General features: G+C 70.6%; 13 protein-coding genes and 1 pseudogene. 11 read left to right on the forward strand and 3 right to left on the reverse strand.

Annotated features, from left to right (window positions below):
* Positions 1-270: 270 nt before the first annotated feature.
* Together ACFWUZ_RS22505 and ACFWUZ_RS22510 are read left to right on the forward strand one after the other, a co-directional pair.
* Entirely contained in the window at positions 271-639 is a 369-nt protein-coding gene (locus ACFWUZ_RS22505) for a hypothetical protein (RefSeq protein WP_384375585.1), read from the forward strand.
* Positions 640-1,288: 649 nt separating this feature from the next.
* Positions 1,289-2,029, forward strand: a complete 741-nt coding sequence (locus ACFWUZ_RS22510; protein ID WP_384375588.1) for a 4'-phosphopantetheinyl transferase family protein — start codon at positions 1,289-1,291, stop codon at positions 2,027-2,029.
* Between the two features lie 126 nt (positions 2,030-2,155).
* Here ACFWUZ_RS22510 and sbnA read toward each other — a convergent pair whose 3' ends face one another.
* Positions 2,156-3,169, reverse strand: a complete 1,014-nt coding sequence (gene sbnA, locus ACFWUZ_RS22515; protein ID WP_384375591.1) for a 2,3-diaminopropionate biosynthesis protein SbnA — start codon at positions 3,167-3,169, stop codon at positions 2,156-2,158.
* 638 nt (positions 3,170-3,807) lie between these two features.
* On the opposite strand from sbnA, the gene ACFWUZ_RS22520 reads away from it, so the two are divergent.
* From ACFWUZ_RS22520 to ACFWUZ_RS22550, 7 genes and pseudogenes are all read left to right on the forward strand, one after another.
* On the forward strand, positions 3,808-6,537 hold the full coding sequence (locus ACFWUZ_RS22520; protein WP_384375594.1) for a Pls/PosA family non-ribosomal peptide synthetase: 2,730 nt from the start codon (positions 3,808-3,810) through the stop codon (positions 6,535-6,537).
* Between the two features lie 82 nt (positions 6,538-6,619).
* Complete coding sequence (locus ACFWUZ_RS22525) at positions 6,620-9,178, forward strand: amino acid adenylation domain-containing protein (protein ID WP_384375597.1); 2,559 nt, start codon at positions 6,620-6,622, stop codon at positions 9,176-9,178.
* 39 nt (positions 9,179-9,217) lie between these two features.
* Complete coding sequence (locus ACFWUZ_RS22530) at positions 9,218-10,273, forward strand: TauD/TfdA family dioxygenase (RefSeq protein WP_384375600.1); 1,056 nt, start codon at positions 9,218-9,220, stop codon at positions 10,271-10,273.
* On the forward strand, positions 10,270-11,370 hold the full coding sequence (gene sbnB, locus ACFWUZ_RS22535) for a 2,3-diaminopropionate biosynthesis protein SbnB (protein WP_384375603.1): 1,101 nt from the start codon (positions 10,270-10,272) through the stop codon (positions 11,368-11,370). The genes ACFWUZ_RS22530 and sbnB overlap by 4 nt, the downstream gene beginning before the upstream one ends.
* Positions 11,371-11,503: 133 nt before the next feature.
* On the forward strand, positions 11,504-12,037 hold the full coding sequence (gene cpt, locus ACFWUZ_RS22540; protein ID WP_384375606.1) for a chloramphenicol phosphotransferase CPT: 534 nt from the start codon (positions 11,504-11,506) through the stop codon (positions 12,035-12,037).
* A gap of 280 nt (positions 12,038-12,317) precedes the next feature.
* On the forward strand, positions 12,318-12,788 hold the full coding sequence (locus tag ACFWUZ_RS22545) for a DIP1984 family protein (protein ID WP_384375609.1): 471 nt from the start codon (positions 12,318-12,320) through the stop codon (positions 12,786-12,788).
* A gap of 446 nt (positions 12,789-13,234) precedes the next feature.
* A pseudogene (locus tag ACFWUZ_RS22550) lies at positions 13,235-16,012 on the forward strand (SpoIIE family protein phosphatase).
* Positions 16,013-16,121: 109 nt separating this feature from the next.
* On the opposite strand, the gene ACFWUZ_RS22555 reads toward ACFWUZ_RS22550, so the two are convergent.
* Positions 16,122-17,285: a PP2C family protein-serine/threonine phosphatase gene (locus ACFWUZ_RS22555; protein ID WP_384375612.1), complete on the reverse strand. Its 1,164-nt coding sequence runs from the start codon at positions 17,283-17,285 to the stop codon at positions 16,122-16,124.
* A gap of 401 nt (positions 17,286-17,686) precedes the next feature.
* Here ACFWUZ_RS22555 and ACFWUZ_RS22560 point away from each other — a divergent pair, with 401 nt between their 5' ends.
* On the forward strand, positions 17,687-18,262 hold the full coding sequence (locus tag ACFWUZ_RS22560; protein ID WP_384375615.1) for a TerD family protein: 576 nt from the start codon (positions 17,687-17,689) through the stop codon (positions 18,260-18,262).
* A gap of 121 nt (positions 18,263-18,383) precedes the next feature.
* Here ACFWUZ_RS22560 and ACFWUZ_RS22565 read toward each other — a convergent pair whose 3' ends face one another.
* Positions 18,384-19,367, reverse strand: coding sequence for a BtrH N-terminal domain-containing protein (locus tag ACFWUZ_RS22565; protein ID WP_384375761.1), 984 nt, complete (start codon positions 19,365-19,367; stop codon positions 18,384-18,386).
* A 318-nt stretch (positions 19,368-19,685) separates the two neighbouring features.
* Here ACFWUZ_RS22565 and ACFWUZ_RS22570 point away from each other — a divergent pair, with 318 nt between their 5' ends.
* Positions 19,686-20,183, forward strand: a complete 498-nt coding sequence (locus ACFWUZ_RS22570) for a MarR family winged helix-turn-helix transcriptional regulator (RefSeq protein WP_384375618.1) — start codon at positions 19,686-19,688, stop codon at positions 20,181-20,183.
* Positions 20,184-20,339: the final 156 nt, after the last annotated feature.

The following is a 20,339-nucleotide window of genomic DNA, read 5'->3' on the forward strand; positions in this document are numbered from 1 at the left end:
TCGCGGACGCTCTCGGCTACCACGACAAGACCACCAGCCGGCTCCGCAACGAGACCGGCGGGACATGGAGCCGATACGCACCAGGAGATCACGAACCGGGCCGAACGCCCACAACCCATGCCGGGCACACGGGTGATCCGCCGCCACCCGTCCCCGGCGGATTACACGTTGCTCATTGGGCCTGAAAACATCTATCTGAAACCGGTCGGCGACCCGTAGTACTGGCTTCGCGGCCCACCGGCCGTCCACGATCTCAAGGAGCCATCACCCATGACTCGCTTTCGCACCCTGTGCATGGCCCTCACCGGCACCGCGGCGCTGTTCGCCCTGACCGCCGCGCCCGCGCACGCCGCCCCCGGCGACGTGTCCACCTCCTGTTCGAGCGTCCTCACCCCGAGCGGCTTCGTCGACGTCAGCTGGGGGTACAGCAGCAGCTGCGGCACGCAGAGCTTCAGCCCGAACATCAAGCAGATAAAGCAGCTCACCGGGCTGCCCGTCGGCACCGTGGTCCAGGCCTGCAGTTCCACCTACCAGCCCTTCGGCTGGGTTCAGACCGCCTCGTACTACAGCGGCAGCTGTGTCTCCTCCTCGGTCCCCAGCTTCAACAACAACGCCTGGACGCTCAAGCGCGTCTCCTGACCCGTCCGCCCCGACGCCGCGGTCGTGGAGTTCGCGGAGCAGGCGGTCGGCCGGCTGTTCCCCGGACGCCGGGCGGGGCAGCCCTTCCGTCCCGACCACCTGTCCGCACTCCTCAACGAGATCGGCGTCCCTGTGGCCGCCGCCCGCGGCGCCGCCATCCGACAACAACTCCTTGAGATGCCCGCTCCCGTCGTCGCGGACGCTCTCGGCTACCACAACAAGACCACCACCCGCCTGCTAAACGAGACCGGCGGAACCTGGAGCCGATACGCCCCTGGAGATCACACACGGTCACCGGCAGGCTGGGTTCCACGGAGAACTGGCGACAGTTGAATACGAGAGCCCACCAGTATCGACCCCCAGAACGTGGACGGGTCCGAGGTCCGGCTGCGAGAGGCGCAGCGGGCGGGGGAGATGCCCGCCGACGCCGCCCCCCGGGCCTTGGCCGACCACTTCGCCACCGTCCTCCAGGGGTTCTCGCAGCGAGCCCAGGGCGGGGCCCCCGCCCCCCCAGCTGGGCCGCGGCTGCCGAACCGGCACTGTCCGCCTGGCCGGCCGTGCAGCGGTGATCAGCCGCAGGCCTCGATGCGCGAGTGCGGGCCGGTGTGGGGTTTCCGGCGGGCTTCAGCCGGATTCGTATGCTTTGTCCATGGTGGCAGGTGCGGTGCAGTGGCCGGTCGAGCTGACGGACGGCGGGTGGGAGCAGCAGCCGCCGTCGACGGCCGGGGCGCCAGGGCTGTGGCTGGTGCGGGCACAGGCGTTCAAGGCGGTGGTGGCCAGGCTGGCGGATGCGGTGCTGGACGGGGCCGAGCGGCAGCGCGCGGCGGCCTTCCGGGTGCCCGGGGACAGGGACACGTATCTGGCGGGGCACGTGGCACTGCGGCTGCTGCTGGGCGCGTACCTCGGTATCCCGCCCGCCGATGTCCTGTTCCGGCGGCTGCCGTGTCCGTTGTGCGGGCAGCCGCACGGGCGCCCTGTGGTGGGCGGCGGCCCGGTGCACTTCTCGCTGTCCCACAGCGGCGGGCTGTGCCTGCTCGCGTTCGCGTGTACGCCGGTGGGTGTGGACATCGAGGCGGTGCCAGCCCTGGGGTCGGCGCAAGAAGTCGGAGGGTCTCTGCATCCGCGGGAGGTGTCGGAGCTGAGGGGGCTTCGCGACGAGGACCAGCCGACCGCTTTCGCCCGGGTATGGGTGCGTAAGGAGGCCTATCTGAAGGGGCTGGGGGTCGGGCTGGGGCGCTCCATGTCGCTGGACTACCTGGGAACGGCGCCCGACGCGGCGGCAAAGGTGCCGGGCTGGACGATCGGGGACGTGGCGGTGGATGACGGCTATGCCGCCGCGGTCGCCGTTCAGGCCGAGGCGGCCGCTCCTGAGCGGAGGGACCACGCGTAGCGGGGGCGGGTTCCGCGCCGGAAGGCCACCGGGCTCGGCTGCCCACCCGGCCCGGCCGGGCCCGGTCCGCCCCGGTCCGTACGGCGTGGCGGCCGGGTGCCGGTGGCCGTGGTGCGCTCGGGCGGGTCAGGCTGCCGGTGCCGGTGCCGGTGCCGGTGCCGGGGCGTGCGCGGGGGCGGGAATCGTCCCGGGCCGGAGTACGTCCTCGCCGTAGAAGTCCTGCACCCAGCCGGCCTGGTAGACGGTTTCGAGGTAGCGCTCGCCGAGGTCGGGGGCGATGGTCACCGCGGTCATCTCCTGTTCCTGCTGGGCCAGCCATCGGGTGGCGCCACTGACGACGGTGCCGGTGGAGCCGCCGAAGATGAAGCCGTGGCGGGCCAGCTGGTGGCACGTGCGAATCGTCTCCGCTTCGTTGACGTGTACCACGTCGTCGACGTAGGAGGTGTCGAGGAGCGGAGGGCGGATGCTGGTGCCGAGACCGGGGATCATGCGGCGACTGGGCGTATGCCCGAAGGTGGCGGAGCCCTCCGAGTCGATCGCGACGATGCGTACCGGGCGGTGCCAGGTGCGGAAGTAGCGGGCACACCCCATGAGGGTCCCGGTGGTGCCGGCCCCGATGAAGAGGACGTCAAGGTCGGGGAAGGCGCGGGCGATGGCCGGTGCGGTGGTGCGGTAGTGAGCCATCTGGTTGTTGGGGTTGGCGTACTGGTTGAGCCAGACGTAGCGGTCGTCGGAGGCGCACAAGGTGCGGACGTGATCGATGCGGGCGCCGAGCAGGCCGCCGGTGGGGGAGGGCTCGGTGACGACGTGGATCTCGCAGCCGAGGGCCTCCAGGAGCATCCGGGTCGCCAGGTTGCAGCGGGAGTCGGTCACGCACACGAACCGGTAGCCCTTGCTGGCTGCGATCATGCCCAGCGCCACGCCGAGGTTGCCGGAGGAGGATTCGACCAGGACGGATCCAGGGGTGAGCAGGCCGTCGCGTTCGGCGGCCTCGACCATTGCGGTTGCGGCTTTGAGTTTGATGGATCCCGCGAAGTTGAATCCTTCGCATTTGAGGAACAGCCGGTGCCCGGTGATCGCCTCGAGGTCGACGTAGAGGTCGTCCTGGTGGAATTCCTGGGGGGCGGATATGACCGGCATGGGCACCTCCTTGTCTGCACCACGGTGGCGTCTGGTGTCGCTGGCCTGTGTGGGGCGGTTGGGGGAAGACATCGCCTGCTGCCATGTCTTCGGGACACCTCCAGTACGCGGGCTGACCGCGGACGTGTCATGTCACCGAATGTCGGGACTTGACACCCGTCATGACCAGGGATAGCCGCACCGCGGGGACGGATGTCCCCGGTCGGCGGGCGTGAAACACAGGCGCAACCGGCACCGGCCGTCCCTACCGCCGCGCATTCATGCCGTCAAGACACGACATTCAGCGGCGTGACGGATATCTGCCCGCGAGGCCTACTGGAGGAGCGGCATCACGAACCCGCCTGTGAGGGCCCGAGGCCTTTCACCGACGGAAGACGCCGTCCGCACGCACGTGGCATCGCGAGGTCAGTCACCCGTTGCCGCGCGCCAAGTAAGCGAATCGATGCCGAAGGGCATCTCCCGACAGCGAAACGTATGCATTGAGGCGGATCAACCATGTTTTTGTTGTTTGCCGACCAGATGAGAGCCCACGGCCTTGCGGCCCGGGCTGCGCTGATCCCCGCCACGGGTCCGGTGCGCGGCCGGTGGGTGCCGGCCGCCGCTGCCCGCGGCGCCCGTGATGTCGCCGGGGAGCACTCATGCTAGGGAAATCCACCGATGCCTGGACGGCCGGCCCGTCCTCCACCTCGACGCTTTCCGGCAGCAGGCCCGAGGACGGGCCGCATGAAGCATCCGGCAGCCCCGCGGCCGAGACCGCGCGGCTCCTCGCGGAGGTGCTGGCCGAAGTCACGGGTGTGGACCACGTTCCGGGCGACAGCAACTTCTTCGATGAGCTGGGCGCCGATTCGATGGTGATGGCGGGGTTCTGCGCCCGGGTCAGGAAGCGGGCGGACCTGCTGCCCGTATCGATGAAGGACGTCTACCGGCATCCCACGATCAACAGCCTCGCCTCCGCACTCACGGACGCCGCACCCGGGACCCCCGCGTCCCCCCATGCCGCGCCCCCCGCTTCGACGCCCACAGCCCCGGCGCCCGTCCCTACGGGACCGGCATCGGCTGCGGCCCTGCTCACGGGGCCGTCTGCCCACCGGGCCGCTGTCCCGGAACCGGCACCGACGGCGGCGGCGGGCAGGACGGCGGCGCGGGCGGGCACAGGCCAGTACCTGCTGTGCGGAACGCTGCAGTTCCTGGCGTTCCTCGGCTACACCTACCTCGCCGCCCTGACCATGGTCCGAGGCTTCGAGTGGGTCAGCGACGGCACCGGTGTACTCGACGTCTACCTGCGATCCGTACTGGCGGGCAGCGGCGCCTTCGCCGGCCTGTGCATCGTGCCGATCGTGGCGAAGTGGACCCTGATCGGTCGTTTCACGCCCCGCGAGTTCCCCGTCTGGAGCCTCAGCTACGTGCGCTGGTGGCTGGTCAAGACCTTGATCCGTACGAGCCCCGTCCGCCTCTTCACCGGGTCGCCGCTGTACGTGGCCTATCTCAGGGCACTGGGCGCGAAGATCGGGAGCAACGTCGCGATCTTCTCCACGCACATCCCCGTCTGCACCGATCTGCTCACGATCGGTGACGGAACGGTCATCCGCAAGGATGCGCTGTTCTCCTGCTACCGGGCACACGCCGGTCTCATCCAGACCGGCCCCGTCACCCTCGGCAGCAACGTCCTCGTCAGCGAACAGACCGTCCTGGACATCAACACCTCGATGGGCGTCCAGGCCCAGCTCGGGCACGCCTCCAGCCTGCACGCCGGTCAGACCGTGCCCGACGGCGAGCGCTGGCACGGGTCACCGGCCGAGCCCACCCGTACGGACTTCCGCACGGTCGCTGCCCTCGACTGCTCCACCGCCAGGAAGGCCCGCTACGTCATCGGGCAGCTGCTCGCCCTGCTGCTGATGTACTTGCCGCTGGCCGCCGGCGGCGCCACCGCGCTGCTGGCTCCCCTGGCGCAACTGGCCACACCGGCCCAGGCCGGGACACCGGCGTTCACGAGCGGGACGTTCTACCTCGGTGCGCTGGCCGCATCCTTCGTACTGTTCTTCGGCGCCGCCTTCGCCGGGCTGGTCATCCAGGGCGCCGTACCGCGTCTGCTCTACCTGGCGGTCAAACCGGACACGGTCTATCCGCTCTACGGCCTCCACTACGGCCTGCAGCGAGCCATCGCGCTGCTGACCAACAGGAAGTTCTTCACAGCGCTGTTCGGGGACAGCTCCGCGATCGTCCACTACCTGCGCTACCTCGGCTACGACCTGTCCCGTGTCACACAGACCGGTTCGAACTTCGGCACCAAAGTCAAGCACGACAGCCCGTTCCTGAGTTCGGTGGGCAGCAAGACGATGGTCGCCGACGGCCTGTCGCTCATCAATGCGGAATTCTCCAACACGTCGTTCAGGCTGTCCCGGGTCTCGATCGGAGCCCACAGCTTCCTCGGCAACCGCATCGCCTATCCCTCGCGGGCCGTGACCGGTGACAACTGTCTGCTGGCGACGAAGGTGATGGTCCCGATCGACGGAGAGGTGCGCGAAGACGTGGGCTTGCTGGGCTCGCCGTCCTTCGCCATCCCCCGCACGGTGATGCGGGACACCCGGTTCCAGGACCTGGAGAGCGGCAGCGAGCTGCGCCGCCGGCTGGCCGCCAAGAACCGCCACAATGCCGTCACGGCAGGGCTGTACCTGATGGCGCGATGGATCCACGTCTTCGTCGTGGGTCTCGTCGCCCTGGCCGCCACGACCCTCTACCCCTCCCTGGGTGCGTCGGCGTTCGCGCTGGCCGGTGTCCTCACCCTGCTGTTCACCGTCGTCTACTTCGCGCTGATCGAGCGGGCCACCACCGGATTCAAGGCCCAGGAACCGCTGTACTGCTCGATCTACGAGCCGTCGTTCTGGCGGCACGAGCGCTTCTGGAAGATGGCGTCGGTCGACTACGCGCAGGTCTTCGACGGGACCCCGTTCAAGAACGTCGTCTGGCGGCTGCTGGGCGCGCGGATCGGCAAGCGGGTCTTCGACGACGGCTGCTCGCTCCCGGAGCGGACCCTCGTCACCATCGGGGACGACTGCACGCTGAACGCGGGCACGGTGGTCCAGTGCCACTCGCAGGAGGACGGCGCATTCAAGTCCGACCGCACCACGATCGGTGACGGCTGCACCCTCGGGGTCAACGCGTTCGTCCACTACGGCGTGACGCTGGCCGACCAGGTCCAGCTCGCCTGCGACTCCTTCCTCATGAAGGGCGAGCAGGTCCCGCCGGAGGCCCGGTGGGCAGGAAACCCGGCCCGGCAGCTGTCCGACACCACCCCGCCCCCCGCACTGCAGCCGGCCGGCGTGTCCGACGCCGCACCCCTGCAGCCCCACCCGCTCGGGGGCATCTGACACCCCACCACATCCACCAGCAGCACCACCCAGAAGCACCAGCACCAGCACCAGCACCGCACCTGACAGGAGAGACCCCCTCATGGCACTCAACGCATCCACCAGCACCAGGAGAGAGTTCTGGCACGGCGCCCTGGCCGCCGCGAGCGGCTTCGCGCCCCTTCCCCGCTGGACCCGGGTGCCGGTCGCCGGCGTGGCCGAGTACGAGACGCCGGTCCCGGCCGGCCTGGCGACGGCCTTGCGCCGGCTGGCAGACGACCTGGCAGTGCCGCTGGACTGTGTGCTGCTGACCGCCCACGCGAAGGTGCTGGCTGCGCTGAGCGGCGAGCAGGAGGTCATCACCGGTTACGTCGCAGCTGCCGGCGGCCCGCCGCTGCCGTGCAGGCTGACGGCCGTACCCGGCTCATGGCGGGCCCTGCTGCTGCACGCCCGCCAGGCCATCGCGCACCTGCTGGCCCACCAGGACTTCCCCGTCGATGAACTCAGGCACGAACTCGGCCTGGCCGAAACACCCTTCGAGACCGTGCTCGATCCCACCGGCATCGGCGCCGGCCTCCCCGACGCCGACGGAATATCGTCCCGGGACAGCACCACCCCGGCCTCAGACACGGCACTGTGGGTGGGCACGGCCCACCACCACGACGGACGCCTGACGCTCCGGCTGCGCTACCGCACCGACGTCCTCGACGCGGACTGCGCCGCCCGGATCGCCGGATACCACCTGACCGCGCTCGCCCTGATCACCGCTGACCCGGACGCCGATCACGCAGCCCGGAGCCTGGTGTCGGCCGAAGAGCTCCGCTTCCAGCTCCATGGCCTCGCCGGGCCGCTCCGAGAGCTGCCCGAGCACCGGGTGCACGAGCTGTTCGAGCAGCGCGTACGGCAGCACCCGGACGCCGTCGCCGCCCAGCACGGCAACCGGAAGTGGACCTACCAGGAGCTCAACGTCCGCGCCAACCGGCTGGCCCGCGCCCTGCGGGACCGAGGACTGCACCGGGAAGGGGTGGTCGCGGTGGCCATGGAGCGGAACCTGGACTGGCTGGCCGCCGTCCTGGCCGTCTTCAAAGCCGGCGGCGCGTACCTGCCCATCGAGCCGCACCTGCCGGCCGAACGCATCGAAGCGATGCTGGCGCGTGCGGGATGCAGGCTCGTGGTGACCCACCCGGCCGCCACCACCGCCCTCCGGTCGGCCCTCGCCCCCCGGCCCGAGGTCCAGGTGCTGTTCGTCGACGCCACCTTCGGCCAGGAGCATTCCGGGGCCGATCTCGGTATCGACGTCGCACCCGACCAGCTGGCCTACATCTACTTCACCTCCGGTTCGACGGGTGAGCCCAAGGGCGCGATGTGCGAACACGAGGGCATGCTCAACCACCTTTGCGCCAAGATCGACGACCTCGACATCGGCGAAGGACAGGTGGTCGCACAGACCGCGCCCCAGTGCTTCGACATCTCGCTGTGGCAACTGCTCGCCCCCCTGCTGGTCGGCGGGCGGACCCTGCTGATCGAGCAGGAAGCGATCCTCGACGCCGCACGGTTCGTCGACACCGTCGCCCGCGGCCAGGTCACCGTGCTGCAGGTCGTCCCCTCGTACCTCGACGTCGTCGTGTCCCACCTCGAACAGCATCCCCGGCCGCTGCCGGACCTGCGGTACGTGTCGGTCACCGGCGAGGCGCTGAAGAGGGAACTCGCCCAGCGCTGGTTCACCGTCCAGCCCCGCATCAGACTCGTCAACGCCTACGGGCTGACCGAGACCAGCGACGACACCAACCACGAGATCATGGACCGCACACCGGACACCGACCGGGTCCCGCTGGGCCGGCCCGTCAACAACGTGCACCTCTACGTCGTCGACGAGCACCTCCGCCCGGTACCGCTCGGGGCGCCCGGCACGATCGTCTTCTCCGGGGTCTGCGTCGGCCGCGGCTACGTCAACGATCCCGAGCGCACCCGGCCGGCCTACCTCGCCGATCCCCACCGTGAAGGCAGGCGCCTGTACCGCAGCGGCGATGTCGGCCGCTGGCGGCCCGACGGCAAGCTGGAATTCCTCGGCCGCAGCGACAACCAGGTCAAGATCCGCGGATTCCGCATCGAGACCGGCGAGATCGAAAACACCCTGCTACGAGCCCCCGGGGTCCGTGACAGCGCCGTGGTGGTCACCGAACGGCCCGACCACAGCACCCACCTGGTGGCGTTCTACACCGCCCCGCACCCGCTCGGAAGCAGCGTCCTGCTGGACCGCCTGGGCAGGTCACTGCCCGGGTACATGGTCCCCTCGGCCATCCACTGGCGGGAAAACCTCCCGCTGACCGCCAACAGCAAGATCGACCGGAAGGCCCTGACGGTCCTGGCCGCGCAACTCCATTCCGCCGAGGACGACGTGCAGGCCCCGCACACGCCCGCAGAACAGCGGCTGGCGGCCGCGTGGGCGAGCGCGCTCGGCATCCCGCAGGGCCGGATCGACCGGGGCGACAACTTCTTCGACCTGGGCGGCACCTCCCTGTCGGCCGTGAAACTCGCCATCACCCTGGACCGCGCCGTCTCCCCGGCCGACGTCACCCGCCACCCCGTCCTCACCGACCTGGCCCGGTTCCTGGACACCGCATCCCACCGGCGCCCCGGCGCACAGCCGGCCTCCCCCTGACCGCTGCCTCCCCCCCCCACCACCGAAAGGACGAAGACCATGTCGTTCACCAGCCCCGCCCCCCTCAGCCCCAGCCCCGTGCCCACTTCCGCGTCCACCCCCCGGGTCGACCTGCACCCCGGCAAGCCGCCGATCCTGCACGTCCCCACCCCCGCCCCGGCCGATCCGCCGGCCTGGGCAGCCGAACACCGCCCCGTCCTGGACGGCCTCGTCACCGAGCACGGCGCCGTGCTCGTCCGCGGGCTCGGCCTGAGCGACGCCGGGCAGGTGGGCGCCGTCTTCGGCCGGCTGACCACCGCCCTGATGACCGAGACCGAAGCCTTCGCCCCCCGCCAGACCTACACCCCCGGCCTGTACTCCTCCACGACGTGGCCTGCCAACCAGCCCATGTGCATGCACCACGAGCTCAGCTACACCCACAGGCCCCCCGGTCTGCTGCTCCTGGCCTGCCTGACGGCACCCACCACGGGCGGGGCCACCGCCCTCGCGGATTCCGCCACCGTCCTGGACGCACTGCCGCCGGAACTCGTCCAGCGGTTCGAACAGGACGGCTGGCTGCTCACCCGCACCTACAACGACGACATCGGCGCCTCCTGGACCGAGGCATTCGGCACCGACGACCGGGCGGCCGTCGAGAACCACTGCCGCGCCAACGCCATCGAGTTCGCCTGGCAGGACGACGGCGGCCTGCGCACCCGCCAGCGCCGCCCCGCCGTGGTGCGCCATCCGGCCACCGGCCGACGCTGCTGGTTCAATCAGATCGCGTTCCTCAACGAGTGGACCCTGGCGCCCGAGATCCGGGAGTACCTCGTCGACGTCTACGGCCCCGAGGCCCTGCCGTTCAACACCTGCTTCGGAAACGGCGACCCGATCGGCGAGGAGGTGGTCCAGTTGATCAACACGGTGTACGACGAGCACACGATCCGCGAGCCGTGGCAGTCCGGCGACCTGATGCTCATCGACAACGTCCGCACCGCCCACAGCAGGGAGCCGTACGAGCCGCCGCGCGATGTCCTCGTCGCCATGGCCGCACCCCACTCCCCGGCCGCCCTCCCGCCCACCCCGACCGCAGCCCCCGAGGGGAGCACCCGATGACCACCTCCCGTCCCACCCCCGCGCAGTCGCCGCAGTCCCCGGTATCCGCCCCGAACGCAGCACCACCGCCGATCACCGTGCCTCCGTTCGCCGTGATCCCCGGCGCCCAGGTCCAGCACACCCTCCAGGGCCAGGAACAGCGCGTCATGGAGCTGGTCGAGGCCACCTACCATCTCCATGCCGTCGGGCAGTCGGTGAACCCGCCGTCGTACTTCCTGCGCTTCCCCGACCGCCCGACCGCCCGCATCATCGCGCTGCCGGCCTCGATCGGGGGCGAGGCAGGGGTCGACGGCCTCAAGTGGATCTCCAGCTTCCCCGACAACGTTCCGGCCGGCATCCCCAGGGCCTCGGCCGTGCTGATCCTCAACGACCACGACACCGGCTACCCGTTCGCCTGCCTGGAAAGCTCCATCATCAGCGCCACCCGAACGGCCGCGATGGCCGCATCGGCGGCCAAGACGCTCAGCGAAGCCCGCGGGACACGACCGGCCCGCGTCGGATTCTTCGGAACCGGTCTCATCGCCCGCTACATCCACACCTTCCTCACCGCAACCGGCTGGTCCTTCGACGACATCGGCGTGCATGACATCTCCGCCGACAGCGCAGCCGGTTTCCACAGCTACCTGGAAGGCACCCACGGCACCACCCGGATCACCGTGCACGACAGCGCCGAGGAGCTGATCCGCTCCAGCGACCTGCTCGTCTTCGCCACCGTCGCCGGCCGGCCGCACGTCACCGACCCGGCGTGGTTCGACCACAACCCCCTGGTCCTGCACGTGTCCCTGCGCGACCTCGCCCCCGAGATCCTGCTCACCTCGACCAACATCGTCGACGACATCGAGCACTGCCTCAAGGCGGACACCTCACCCCACCTGGCCGAACAGCTCACCGGAAGCCGCGACTTCCTCACCGGCACCCTGTACGACGTCACGACCGGCCGCGCAGAAGTGCCGCAGGACCGGCCGGTGGTGTTCTCACCCTTCGGCCTGGGAGTACTCGACCTCGCCGTCGGCAAGCACGTCTACGACGAAGCCGTCCGCACCGGACAACTCCACGTCATCGACGGCTTCTTCCACGAACTGCAGCGCTACGGATGAGCGGCTCGGTGGCGCACCACCCGGGAGGCGGAAGCGCTGGAACCCGGCGGGGTGGGCCCGCAGGGGAAGCAGCAGAGCCGCGCGTGCCGATATCCGGTTCGTGCGCTGGGGGAGAGTGGCCTACCGTGGCGTGGTGACGACCCAGGTGATCATTCTCAACGGTGGTTCCAGCTCCGGGAAGTCCGGGATCGTGCGGTGTCTGCAAGCCGTACTGCCGGATGCGTGGCTGGCGTTCGGGTGCGACTCGTTCGTCGACGCCATGCCCGCGAAGATGCAGTCGTCGGACGGGGGAATCGTGTTCGCCGCGGATGGCGGAGTGAGCGTGGGGGCGGATTTCCGGGTACTGGAGGCGGCCTGGATGGAAGGCATCGCGGCGATGGCCCGCGCAGGCGCCAGGGTCATCATCGATGACGTCTTCCTCGGCGGAGCGGCGTCCCAACAGCGCTGGCAGAAGGCTCTGGGCGAAGTGGCGGTGCTGTGGGTCGGCGTCAGGTGTGCCGGCGCGGTCGCCGCAGGCCGCGAGGTGGCACGAGGAGATCGCACACAGGGGATGGCCGCGGCGCAGGCGGACGTGGTTCACGAGGGAGTGTTCTACGACCTGGAGGTCGACACGGCGCGTACCGAGTCCCTGGCCTGTGCACGAACCATCGCCGCGCGCGTCAGCTGACTGCCCGGTCGGCTCCCGGCTGCCCAGCCCGCCGCCGCAGCCGTGCGTGCTGCTGCGGCCCCGCACGGCCCACCCCTCGAAGGGGCGTACCGCCTTTCAGCCTGCGGCAGCGCCTGGACCTGGGGCAGGCCGGCCCGTGGCTGCACGCACCCCTCGACGCCGAGCCGTCCCGCCCTGCTCCGCCTCGTGCGTGACGTAGGGTGATCGCCGTCGAGGTACCGCAGTACCGCAGTACCTCAGCACCGAACGGCGCACGGCGCCAGTGGACGGGAACCTCACGATGAAGCTCGGCGAAGCACTGGCGGAGCGCGCGGAAGCAGCTCGCCGCGTCGAACAGCTGCGCGCCCGCATCGTGGCCAACGCCCGCCACCAAGAGGGCGAAACCCCTGCTGAGGACCCAGGTGCTCTGCTCGTCGAGGTCACCGAGACCCTCGACGCCCTGGAGTCCCTGATCCGGCGCATCAACCGGACCAACGCCGCCGTCGACATGGGCGCCGACGGCACCCTCACCGACGCCCTCGCCCGCCGTGACACCCTGCGCCTGCGCCACTCCGTACTCACCTCGGCTGCCGACGCCGCCGCCGGCAGCGGGGATCGCGGCTACGGCCGCCAGCTGCGCTCCGAGCTGATGGTGCTGCCCGCGCTGCCCGTCGCCGAGCTGCGCGCCCGCGCCGATGACGCGGCCCGCGAGATCCGCGAGATCGACGTGCGCATCCAGCGCACGAACTGGGAGGCCGACCTCCTGGACTGAGACCCGCGATGGGGAGCAGGTAGTCGCTCCGGAGGCGTGCACAACCGAGGGCCGGCGGTTACCGGTCCGGCTGGTGCGTGGAGAGCAGCGCATCGGGTTCGACTCCCGAAACGACAGTGCAGCTCAGCAGCGTGACGAGTCATCGTGCATCGCGCACATTTCATCACCATGTGCAGATCCGGTCGCGACGAGGGCGGGTTCGGGGCATCCACATCGCAGGACGGCGCCCGGGCCGGGAGCGTGAGCTCCCGGCCCGGGCGCCGCGGCGTGCTCGGGCAACGGCATGCGACCCCGTGGCCCCGGACTGCTCCGCGAGCGGTTCGGTGCCGCCGCACCGAGCACCGCCTCAACGTCACCGACGGCCAGGGCAGGGTCCACCGGCTCTTCGCACTACCAGCGCGCCCTCCGGGAATCGGCGAGGGGGCGATGAATGGTAGAAATAGGGTATGTCAGGGCGTTCCGGTCGGCCCGCGGTCCCGTCGTCGTCCCACGCGTACCCGGGCGGTCCCGGGCGCTCGTTCCTCGGAGTGCGCAGTGTCGCCGGTCAGGTCCTGTTGCTGCAGCTGATCCTTGTGGTCCTGCTGGTCGTCGCCGCCGTCGGGACGCTGGTGCTGGAGGCGCGCAGCGAGAACACGCGTGAGGCCCGGGACCGGTCGATGGCCGTTGCCGAGACGTTCGCGCACGCTCCCGGGACGGCTGCGGCCATGACGGGCGCCGAACCCAGCAAGGTGCTGCAGCCGCGTGCCGAGTAGATCCGGAAGCAGACGGGCGTGGACCTCATCGTCGCGTACTCGCCGGAGGGGATCCGGTACACCCACCCCGACCCGGACCTCATCGGGGAGCGCGTCCTGGGCAGCGGTGAGGTACCGAAGCAGCCCCTGACCCAGATCGACGAAACCACCCAGGGGCTCTCCGTGCTCTCGCTGGTCCCCGTCACCACCGCCGACGGCTCGGCCGTTGGCACGGTCGGGGTCGGAATCACCGTCAAGAACGTCCGGACCGTGGTCAACCGACAGTTCCCGGCCCTGCTGGGAGGCGCGGCCGTCGTACTCGCGCTGGGCGCCGCCGGTTCGGCGCTGGTGGGCAGACGGTTGCGGCGGCAGACCCACAACCTGGACCCCGCGGAGATGGCGCGGATGTACGAGCACCATGACGCGGTCCTGCACCCGGCCCGTGAGGGGGTGCTCATCGTCGGGGAGGACGGACGGCTGCTGCTGGCCAACGACGAGACGCGGCGCCTGCTCGGGCTGCCGGCGGACGCGGAAGGGCGCAGCATCACCGAACTGGGCCTCGGCGAGGGCCTCGTCGCACTGCTGAATTCCGGCCGCAGCCCCACCGACGAGCTGCACGCGGCCGGGGAGCGGCTGCTGGCCGTCAGCGTGCGGCCGACCGCCCCGTACGGCGGCCTGGCCGGCAGCGTGGCGACGCTGCGGGACACCACCGAGCTGGAGGTGCTCGCCGTCCGGGCCGAAGCGGCGCGGAGACGGCTGAGACTGCTGTACGACGCCAGTGTGCGCATCGGCACCACCCTCGACGTGGTGCGCACCGCCGCGGAGCTGGCCGAGGCGGCCGTCCCCCGGTTCTCCGATTTCGCCAGCGTCGATCTGTTGGAGCCCGTCCTGCGCGGCGAAGAACCGGTGGGGCTGGACATGCGCCGGATCGCCCTCAGCGGCATCCGGGACGACCACCCCCTCCATCCCCTCGGGCGGCTCATCAGCCTCGCACCGAACACCCCGCAGGCATTCGGCTTCGCGAGCGGCCGGACGGTGCTCGAGGCGGAGCTGGCCGCGTTCTCGGGCTGGCAGGAGCAGGACCCGGCAGTGGCCGGAGTGATCGTCGGCTTCGGCATCCACTCCATGATCACCGTGCCCGTCCGGGCCCGGGGCGTCATCCTCGGCATGGCCTCCTTCTGGCGCTCGGAGAAGGCCGAGCCGTTCGACGAGGAGGACGTCGCCCTCGTGGAGGAGCTGGTCGCCCTCGCGGCGGTGAGCATCGACAACGCCCGCCGCTTCACCCGCGAACACACCACGGCCGTCACGTTGCAGCGCAGCCTGTTGCCCAGCGCTCTGCCCGAGCAGGACGCCCTGGAGGTCGCCCACCGCTATCTGCCCGCCAAGGCGGTGGGCGGCGACTGGTTCGATGTCATCCCCCTGCCAGGTGCCCGGGTCGCCCTGGTGGTCGGCGATGTGACCGGCCACGGTCTGCAGGCCGTGGCCACGATGGGCCGGCTCCGGACGGGCATCCACAATTTCGCCGCCCTGGACATGGCCCCCGACGAGCTGCTGGCCGGTCTGGACGACCTGGTCATCCGGACCGACGAGAACCGGCCTGCCGTCGGTGACAGCGCCCAGATCATCGGCGCCACCTGTCTGTACGCCGTCTACGACGCGGCCACCGGGCGCTGCACCGTGGCGCGGGCCGGTCACCCCGGGCCCGCCGTGATCCGCCCCGACGGCACGGTGGACTTCCCCGAGACCCCCGCCGGCCCCCCGCTGGGCCTGGGCGGCCTGCCCTTCGAAACCGCCGAGCTGCACCTGCCCGAGGGGAGCAGGCTGGTCCTGTTCACCGACGGTCTCGCACCGGTCCGGACCGGGACATCACCAAGGGTCTGGACCGGCTGCGCGGCGCACTGTCGGAGGTGGGCGCGCCGGCGAGCCCCGAGGTGATCTGCGAGGCGGTGGTCGCCGCCATGGTGCCCGCCGAACGCCGCGACGACATCGCGCTGCTGGTGGCCCGCACCCGGCTGCTCGAACCGGGCCGGGTCGCCCACTGGGAGGTGCCGAAGGATCCCGCGGAGGTCGGCCGGGTACGGGCCTCATGCGCCCGGCAGCTGGAGGACTGGGGGCGCGACGCGGTCGGGTTCACCACCGAGCTCATCCTCAGCGAGCTGATCACCAATGCCGTGCGGTACGGCTCCGAGCCCATCAGGGTGCGGCTTCTTCATGACGACCGCAGCCTGACCTGCGAGGTGTCCGACGGCAGCAGCACCTCACCGCATCTGCGACGGTCGGCCGTGACGGACGAAGGCGGCCGGGGCCTGTTCCTGATCGCCCAGATGGCGAAGCGGTGGGGGGACCCGGTACACGGCCAACGGAAAGATCATCTGGGCCGAACAGGTTCTTGTCCCGAGCTCGTCGGACGGCGCGGTCGGCGCGGAGGGCGCCGGCAGGCCCGGCCCGGAGGCCGGACCGCCGACCCTGTGGGACGACGTACCGCCCCTGTGAAGGGCCCCACGGCCGACATCGACCCGTGCCCCCAGCCGTACGAGGCGTGCGAAGGCGTCCCGTGCGAGGAAGGGGCCACGCCCACCCCCTTCCGGGCCGGCCTGGCCTCTCAAGCGAGCCGGTCGATGAGGATCATCGCCACGTCGTCCGCCAAGTGCCCGTCGGTGTGGTGGATCAATGCCCGGTGGATTTCGTCCAGGAACTCCTGCGGGGAAGTCCCGGCCGGAATCCGCTCCACGGTCTCCGGCAGCGGGAGGAAGACGTTGTCGCTGTTGCGCGCTTCTATCACGCCGTCGGTGTAGAGCAGCAGGCGGTCGCCGGGCAGGAAGGGGTAACTGTCGGGTGTTGCGGGAGGACCGGTGAAGAGGTCCTCGAGACCGAGGGGAGGCAGCGGCGAGGTGGGCATCAGGGCCTGCACCTTGCCCTGGCGCAGCACCAGCGGAGGGGGATGACCGCGGTTGACCAGTTGCACCACCTGGTCGTCCGACACCTGCGCGATGAGCGCGGTGGTGAACCCTTCCATCAGGACCTCGGGAAGGTCGGCCTGGGAGTAGGTACCCGGTACGGCGGCCTCCCGCCGCAGCGCGGCGGCGCAGTGGTCCATGACCTCCTGCAGTTCGTCCTCGTAATGCACGGCCTCCCGGAAGGCGCCCAACGCCACCGCGACCGCGCGGATGGCGGACAGCCCCTTCCCGCGGACGTCCCCCACGATCAGCCGGACGCCGTACCGCGTCTGCACGGCCTCGTACAGATCGCCGCCGATCTGTGCCCCGGTCCCCGCCGCGAGACACAGGCTGGCCGCCCGTACCGGGCCCAGTAGCTCGGGGACGGGCCGCAGGACGACCTCCTGGGCCGCCACTGCGATCCGGCGGACCTGATCGAGCTCGGTCTGCCGGCGCGTGCGCACCGCGTTGCTGAGGATGACACTGGCCACCGACACCACGATGATCCCCAGGAAGTTGCCGATGATCAGCTGGGTCTGGGTGCCCCACGACTGGTTGTAGGTCGCGGAGGTCGCGTTCACACACGCGGCGAGCACCGCTGCGGACAGCGTGCCCACCGGGCCCATCGTCAGCGCGGCGAGCGCCGGCGTCGTGGTGAGGACGGGACCGGTGACCAGATCGTGTGCGGGGGAGAGCTCGATGCCCAGCACGCCCAGCGCGATGGCGAAGGGCGCGCACTGGGCCAGGGTGAACAGGACCTCGTGGCGACCGCCCGCTCCCGGTCGGGAGGACGCTCCCGGCCAAACGGGTGAGCGAGGACGTGACCCCATGGGACCAGCCTGCCTCGCGCAACCCGCTACGGCCTCCCGGAGGCCCGTGACCAGCGCGGGCTGCGTCTTCCGACAGCCGCTGCCGCCCACCACGAGCAAGGCTGGACCGTCCCACCCCCGAGCAGCGGGGAGCACGTACGGTGACGCCCGGGTGCCCCCCCCGCGAGGCCTGGCAGGACCGGGGCGAGGACGTACGCGCCGGGGGCGGGGACGGTTCGGGCCGTACGGCGACAGCTGTGGCGGTCCGGGGATTGCGCGGCCGCTGGGCGGCGCACCGGCCGGCATCCGGCAGCGGATTGCCCGGCAGCTGCGCCGTGTTCACGACGGCGGGGCTGTAGATTTTTCCCGGAGTCGACGGGGCGGTCGAACGCCGTCCCGCGGACAAGTGAAAGGGATGTCGCATGGGTGTGAGTCTGTCCAAGGGTGGCAATGTTTCGCTGAGCAAGGAGGCTCCGGGTCTGACGGCCGTGCTGGTCGGCCTGGGCTGGGACGTCCGGACGACCACCGGGGTCGACTTCGACCTGGATGCCAGCGCGCTGCTGGTGAACGCGTCCGGCAAGGTCCCCTCCGACCAGCACTTCGTCTTCTACAACAACCTCAAGAGCCCCGAGGGTTCGGTCGAGCACACCGGCGACAACCTCACGGGTGAGGGCGAGGGGGACGACGAGGTCGTCAAGGTCGACCTCGCCGCCGTGCCCGCAGACGTCGAGAAGATCGTCTTCCCGGTCTCCATCCACGACGCCGAGGCCCGCGGTCAGAGCTTCGGCCAGGTGAGGGGTGCGTTCATCCGCGTCGTCAACCAGGCCGGCGGAGCGGAGATCGCCCGCTACGACCTCTCCGAGGACGCCTCCACCGAGACGGCGATGGTCTTCGGCGAGCTCTACCGCAGCGGCGCCGAGTGGAAGTTCCGCGCGGTCGGCCAGGGCTACGCGTCCGGGCTCGCGGGGATCGCTGCCGACTTCGGCGTCGGCGTCTGACGCATCGGAGCCCATGTGCGCCGTCCCTCGCGGGCCCTGGTCCGCGAGGGGCCAGGGTGCGCGGCCAGGCGGCTCTCGTGGCGACCGCCGGCTTCCTGGTCGCCACGGCAGGGGTTCCCGTCTAGAGCCTGCTGAGTGCCTGCATCGCATCGCGTTCGACGCGTGCGAGCTCGTGGAGGAGGGACCCGGCCTCCACGAGGTGCTTCGCTTCGCCGGTTTCGCCTGCTGTCGTGACGAGCACGGCCACCTGTGTCCAGAGGGTGGCGGCCTCGGCATACAGGCTGTGGCCGGTGCGCAGGCAGCTGCTGTCGGTCAGCTGGGCACACTCGGCGAGGAAGTCCCGGTAGAGATTGCGGAAAAGGGCGCCGCCGGTGCCGGCCTTCTCCATGAGGACGGCGGCGCGTGGCAGGTCCTCCCGCGGACTGTCGCTGCGCTGCAGCCACTTCGGCACTTGCCGGGCGGTCTTCTCGATGCCCCGGTGGCCCAGGTTCGCGATGGGAGGGTGCAGGAAGGCGTCGGCGCAGGCTTTGATCGCGGGGACGATCCGGTCCTGCGGTGACCTGATGCTGCTGGGCGCTGTGAGGGTGAAGGAGCGGTGCCTGGCGGTCATGGGGCCGCGCTCGGCCCTGGCCCTGGCCAGGGCGGCGAGGCCGGTCGTGACGGCTCCGCCCTGCGCGGCGGTGTCCACCAGGTAGGCGTCCTGTCCGTCGTAGCCGTACATGGCCACGATGTGCCCGCCGAAGTGCACCTTGCTGCTGAAGTGGTCCAGGTGGTAGCTGTCGAGCTGGAGACCGACCGGCCGACCGGCGGCGATGGGTGCCATCACGTTCTGCCATGCCTTGCGCGGAGAGGTGGTCTCCGCGACGTGCAGCTCCAGCCCGAGTGCGGCGGCCAGGTTCCTGGTGAGCTCGAACGGCTTGACCCGGCCTCCCAGGAAGGGAAAGCCCATGGCTTTGCTGTCCCAGTAGATGAAGGACAGTCCGGAGCCGAGCCCGAACAGCATCGGCTCGGACAAGTCGAGTCCCTCATGCCGCAACAGCACGCCCAGTGCCGTCGTCTCGCAGTGCTGCATACCGCGGGCCTCGATGTCCTTCACCCTGGTCAAGCTGCTCATCCAGACCCTCCCGGTCACGGTCACGCCGGCGCGGACCGTGAGCGCCGGCGTCACCGGTCGGCTTCCCCTCGCGTCCACTCGTCAGACACCGCGAGCGCCCGCGCGGGCACGGCGCATGCGGTAACCGACGTCCGGAGGACGAGTGTGACCACGCAGGCCGTGCTGAGGCAAGAACCGGCCCCGCTCACCGGTGCCCGGAGGACCGGCGACAGGACGCCGGGCGCCGTGCGGAGCGGCACGGCGGAGCCGGTTGCGACGCGGGCGAGCGCCCGTGCGGGGAGGCCGGGAACGCTTCTATACGCTGGGACGATGGCGCAAGCGGGTAGGCAAGGGTCCAGTGGGGGTGTCCCGGACGGGGACGGTGGAGCGAGCCTCCAGGAACTCGCCGTGCAGTTGCGACGCCTGAACGGGGAGGTCAACCGCCTCGTTCACGGATTCGCGCACGGTCAGGGGCTGCACCCCACGGACGTCCAGGCGCTGGCGGTCATCCTCGACAGCACCGAACCCCTCACGCCCGGCCGCCTTCGCGAGCACCTCGGGCTCACCTCGGGCGCCGTCACCGCCTGCCTGGACAGGCTGGAGCGCGCGGGGCACATCACGCGCTCCCGAGAGAGCGAGGACCGCCGCGTCGTGCACATCCGTTACGCGGAAGGGGGCAGGGCAGCGGCCCGCTCGTCCTTCAAGCCCCTCGCCGCAGCCACCGACAGCGCTCGGCAGCGGTTCAGTGCGCAGGAGCTCGCGGTCGCGCTCAGATTCCTGGCAGCTCTCAACGAGGAACTCGGCGACCTGCGGGCACCTGGGCGCTGAATTCCCGTTCGGGTGCATCCCGATCGGCCCCTCATGGAGAAGACCGGATGTGCGCACGCCCCCGCCGGGGCGCCGGCGGGGGCGCGTGGTGCACGTGATCTAATCTATTTCAATCATTGAGATTCTTCATCAGTGAGTTAGATCGGATCCCAGGAG

The organism is Streptomyces sp. NPDC058646 (assembly GCF_042716875.1).
GTDB lineage: Bacteria > Actinomycetota > Actinomycetes > Streptomycetales > Streptomycetaceae > Streptomyces.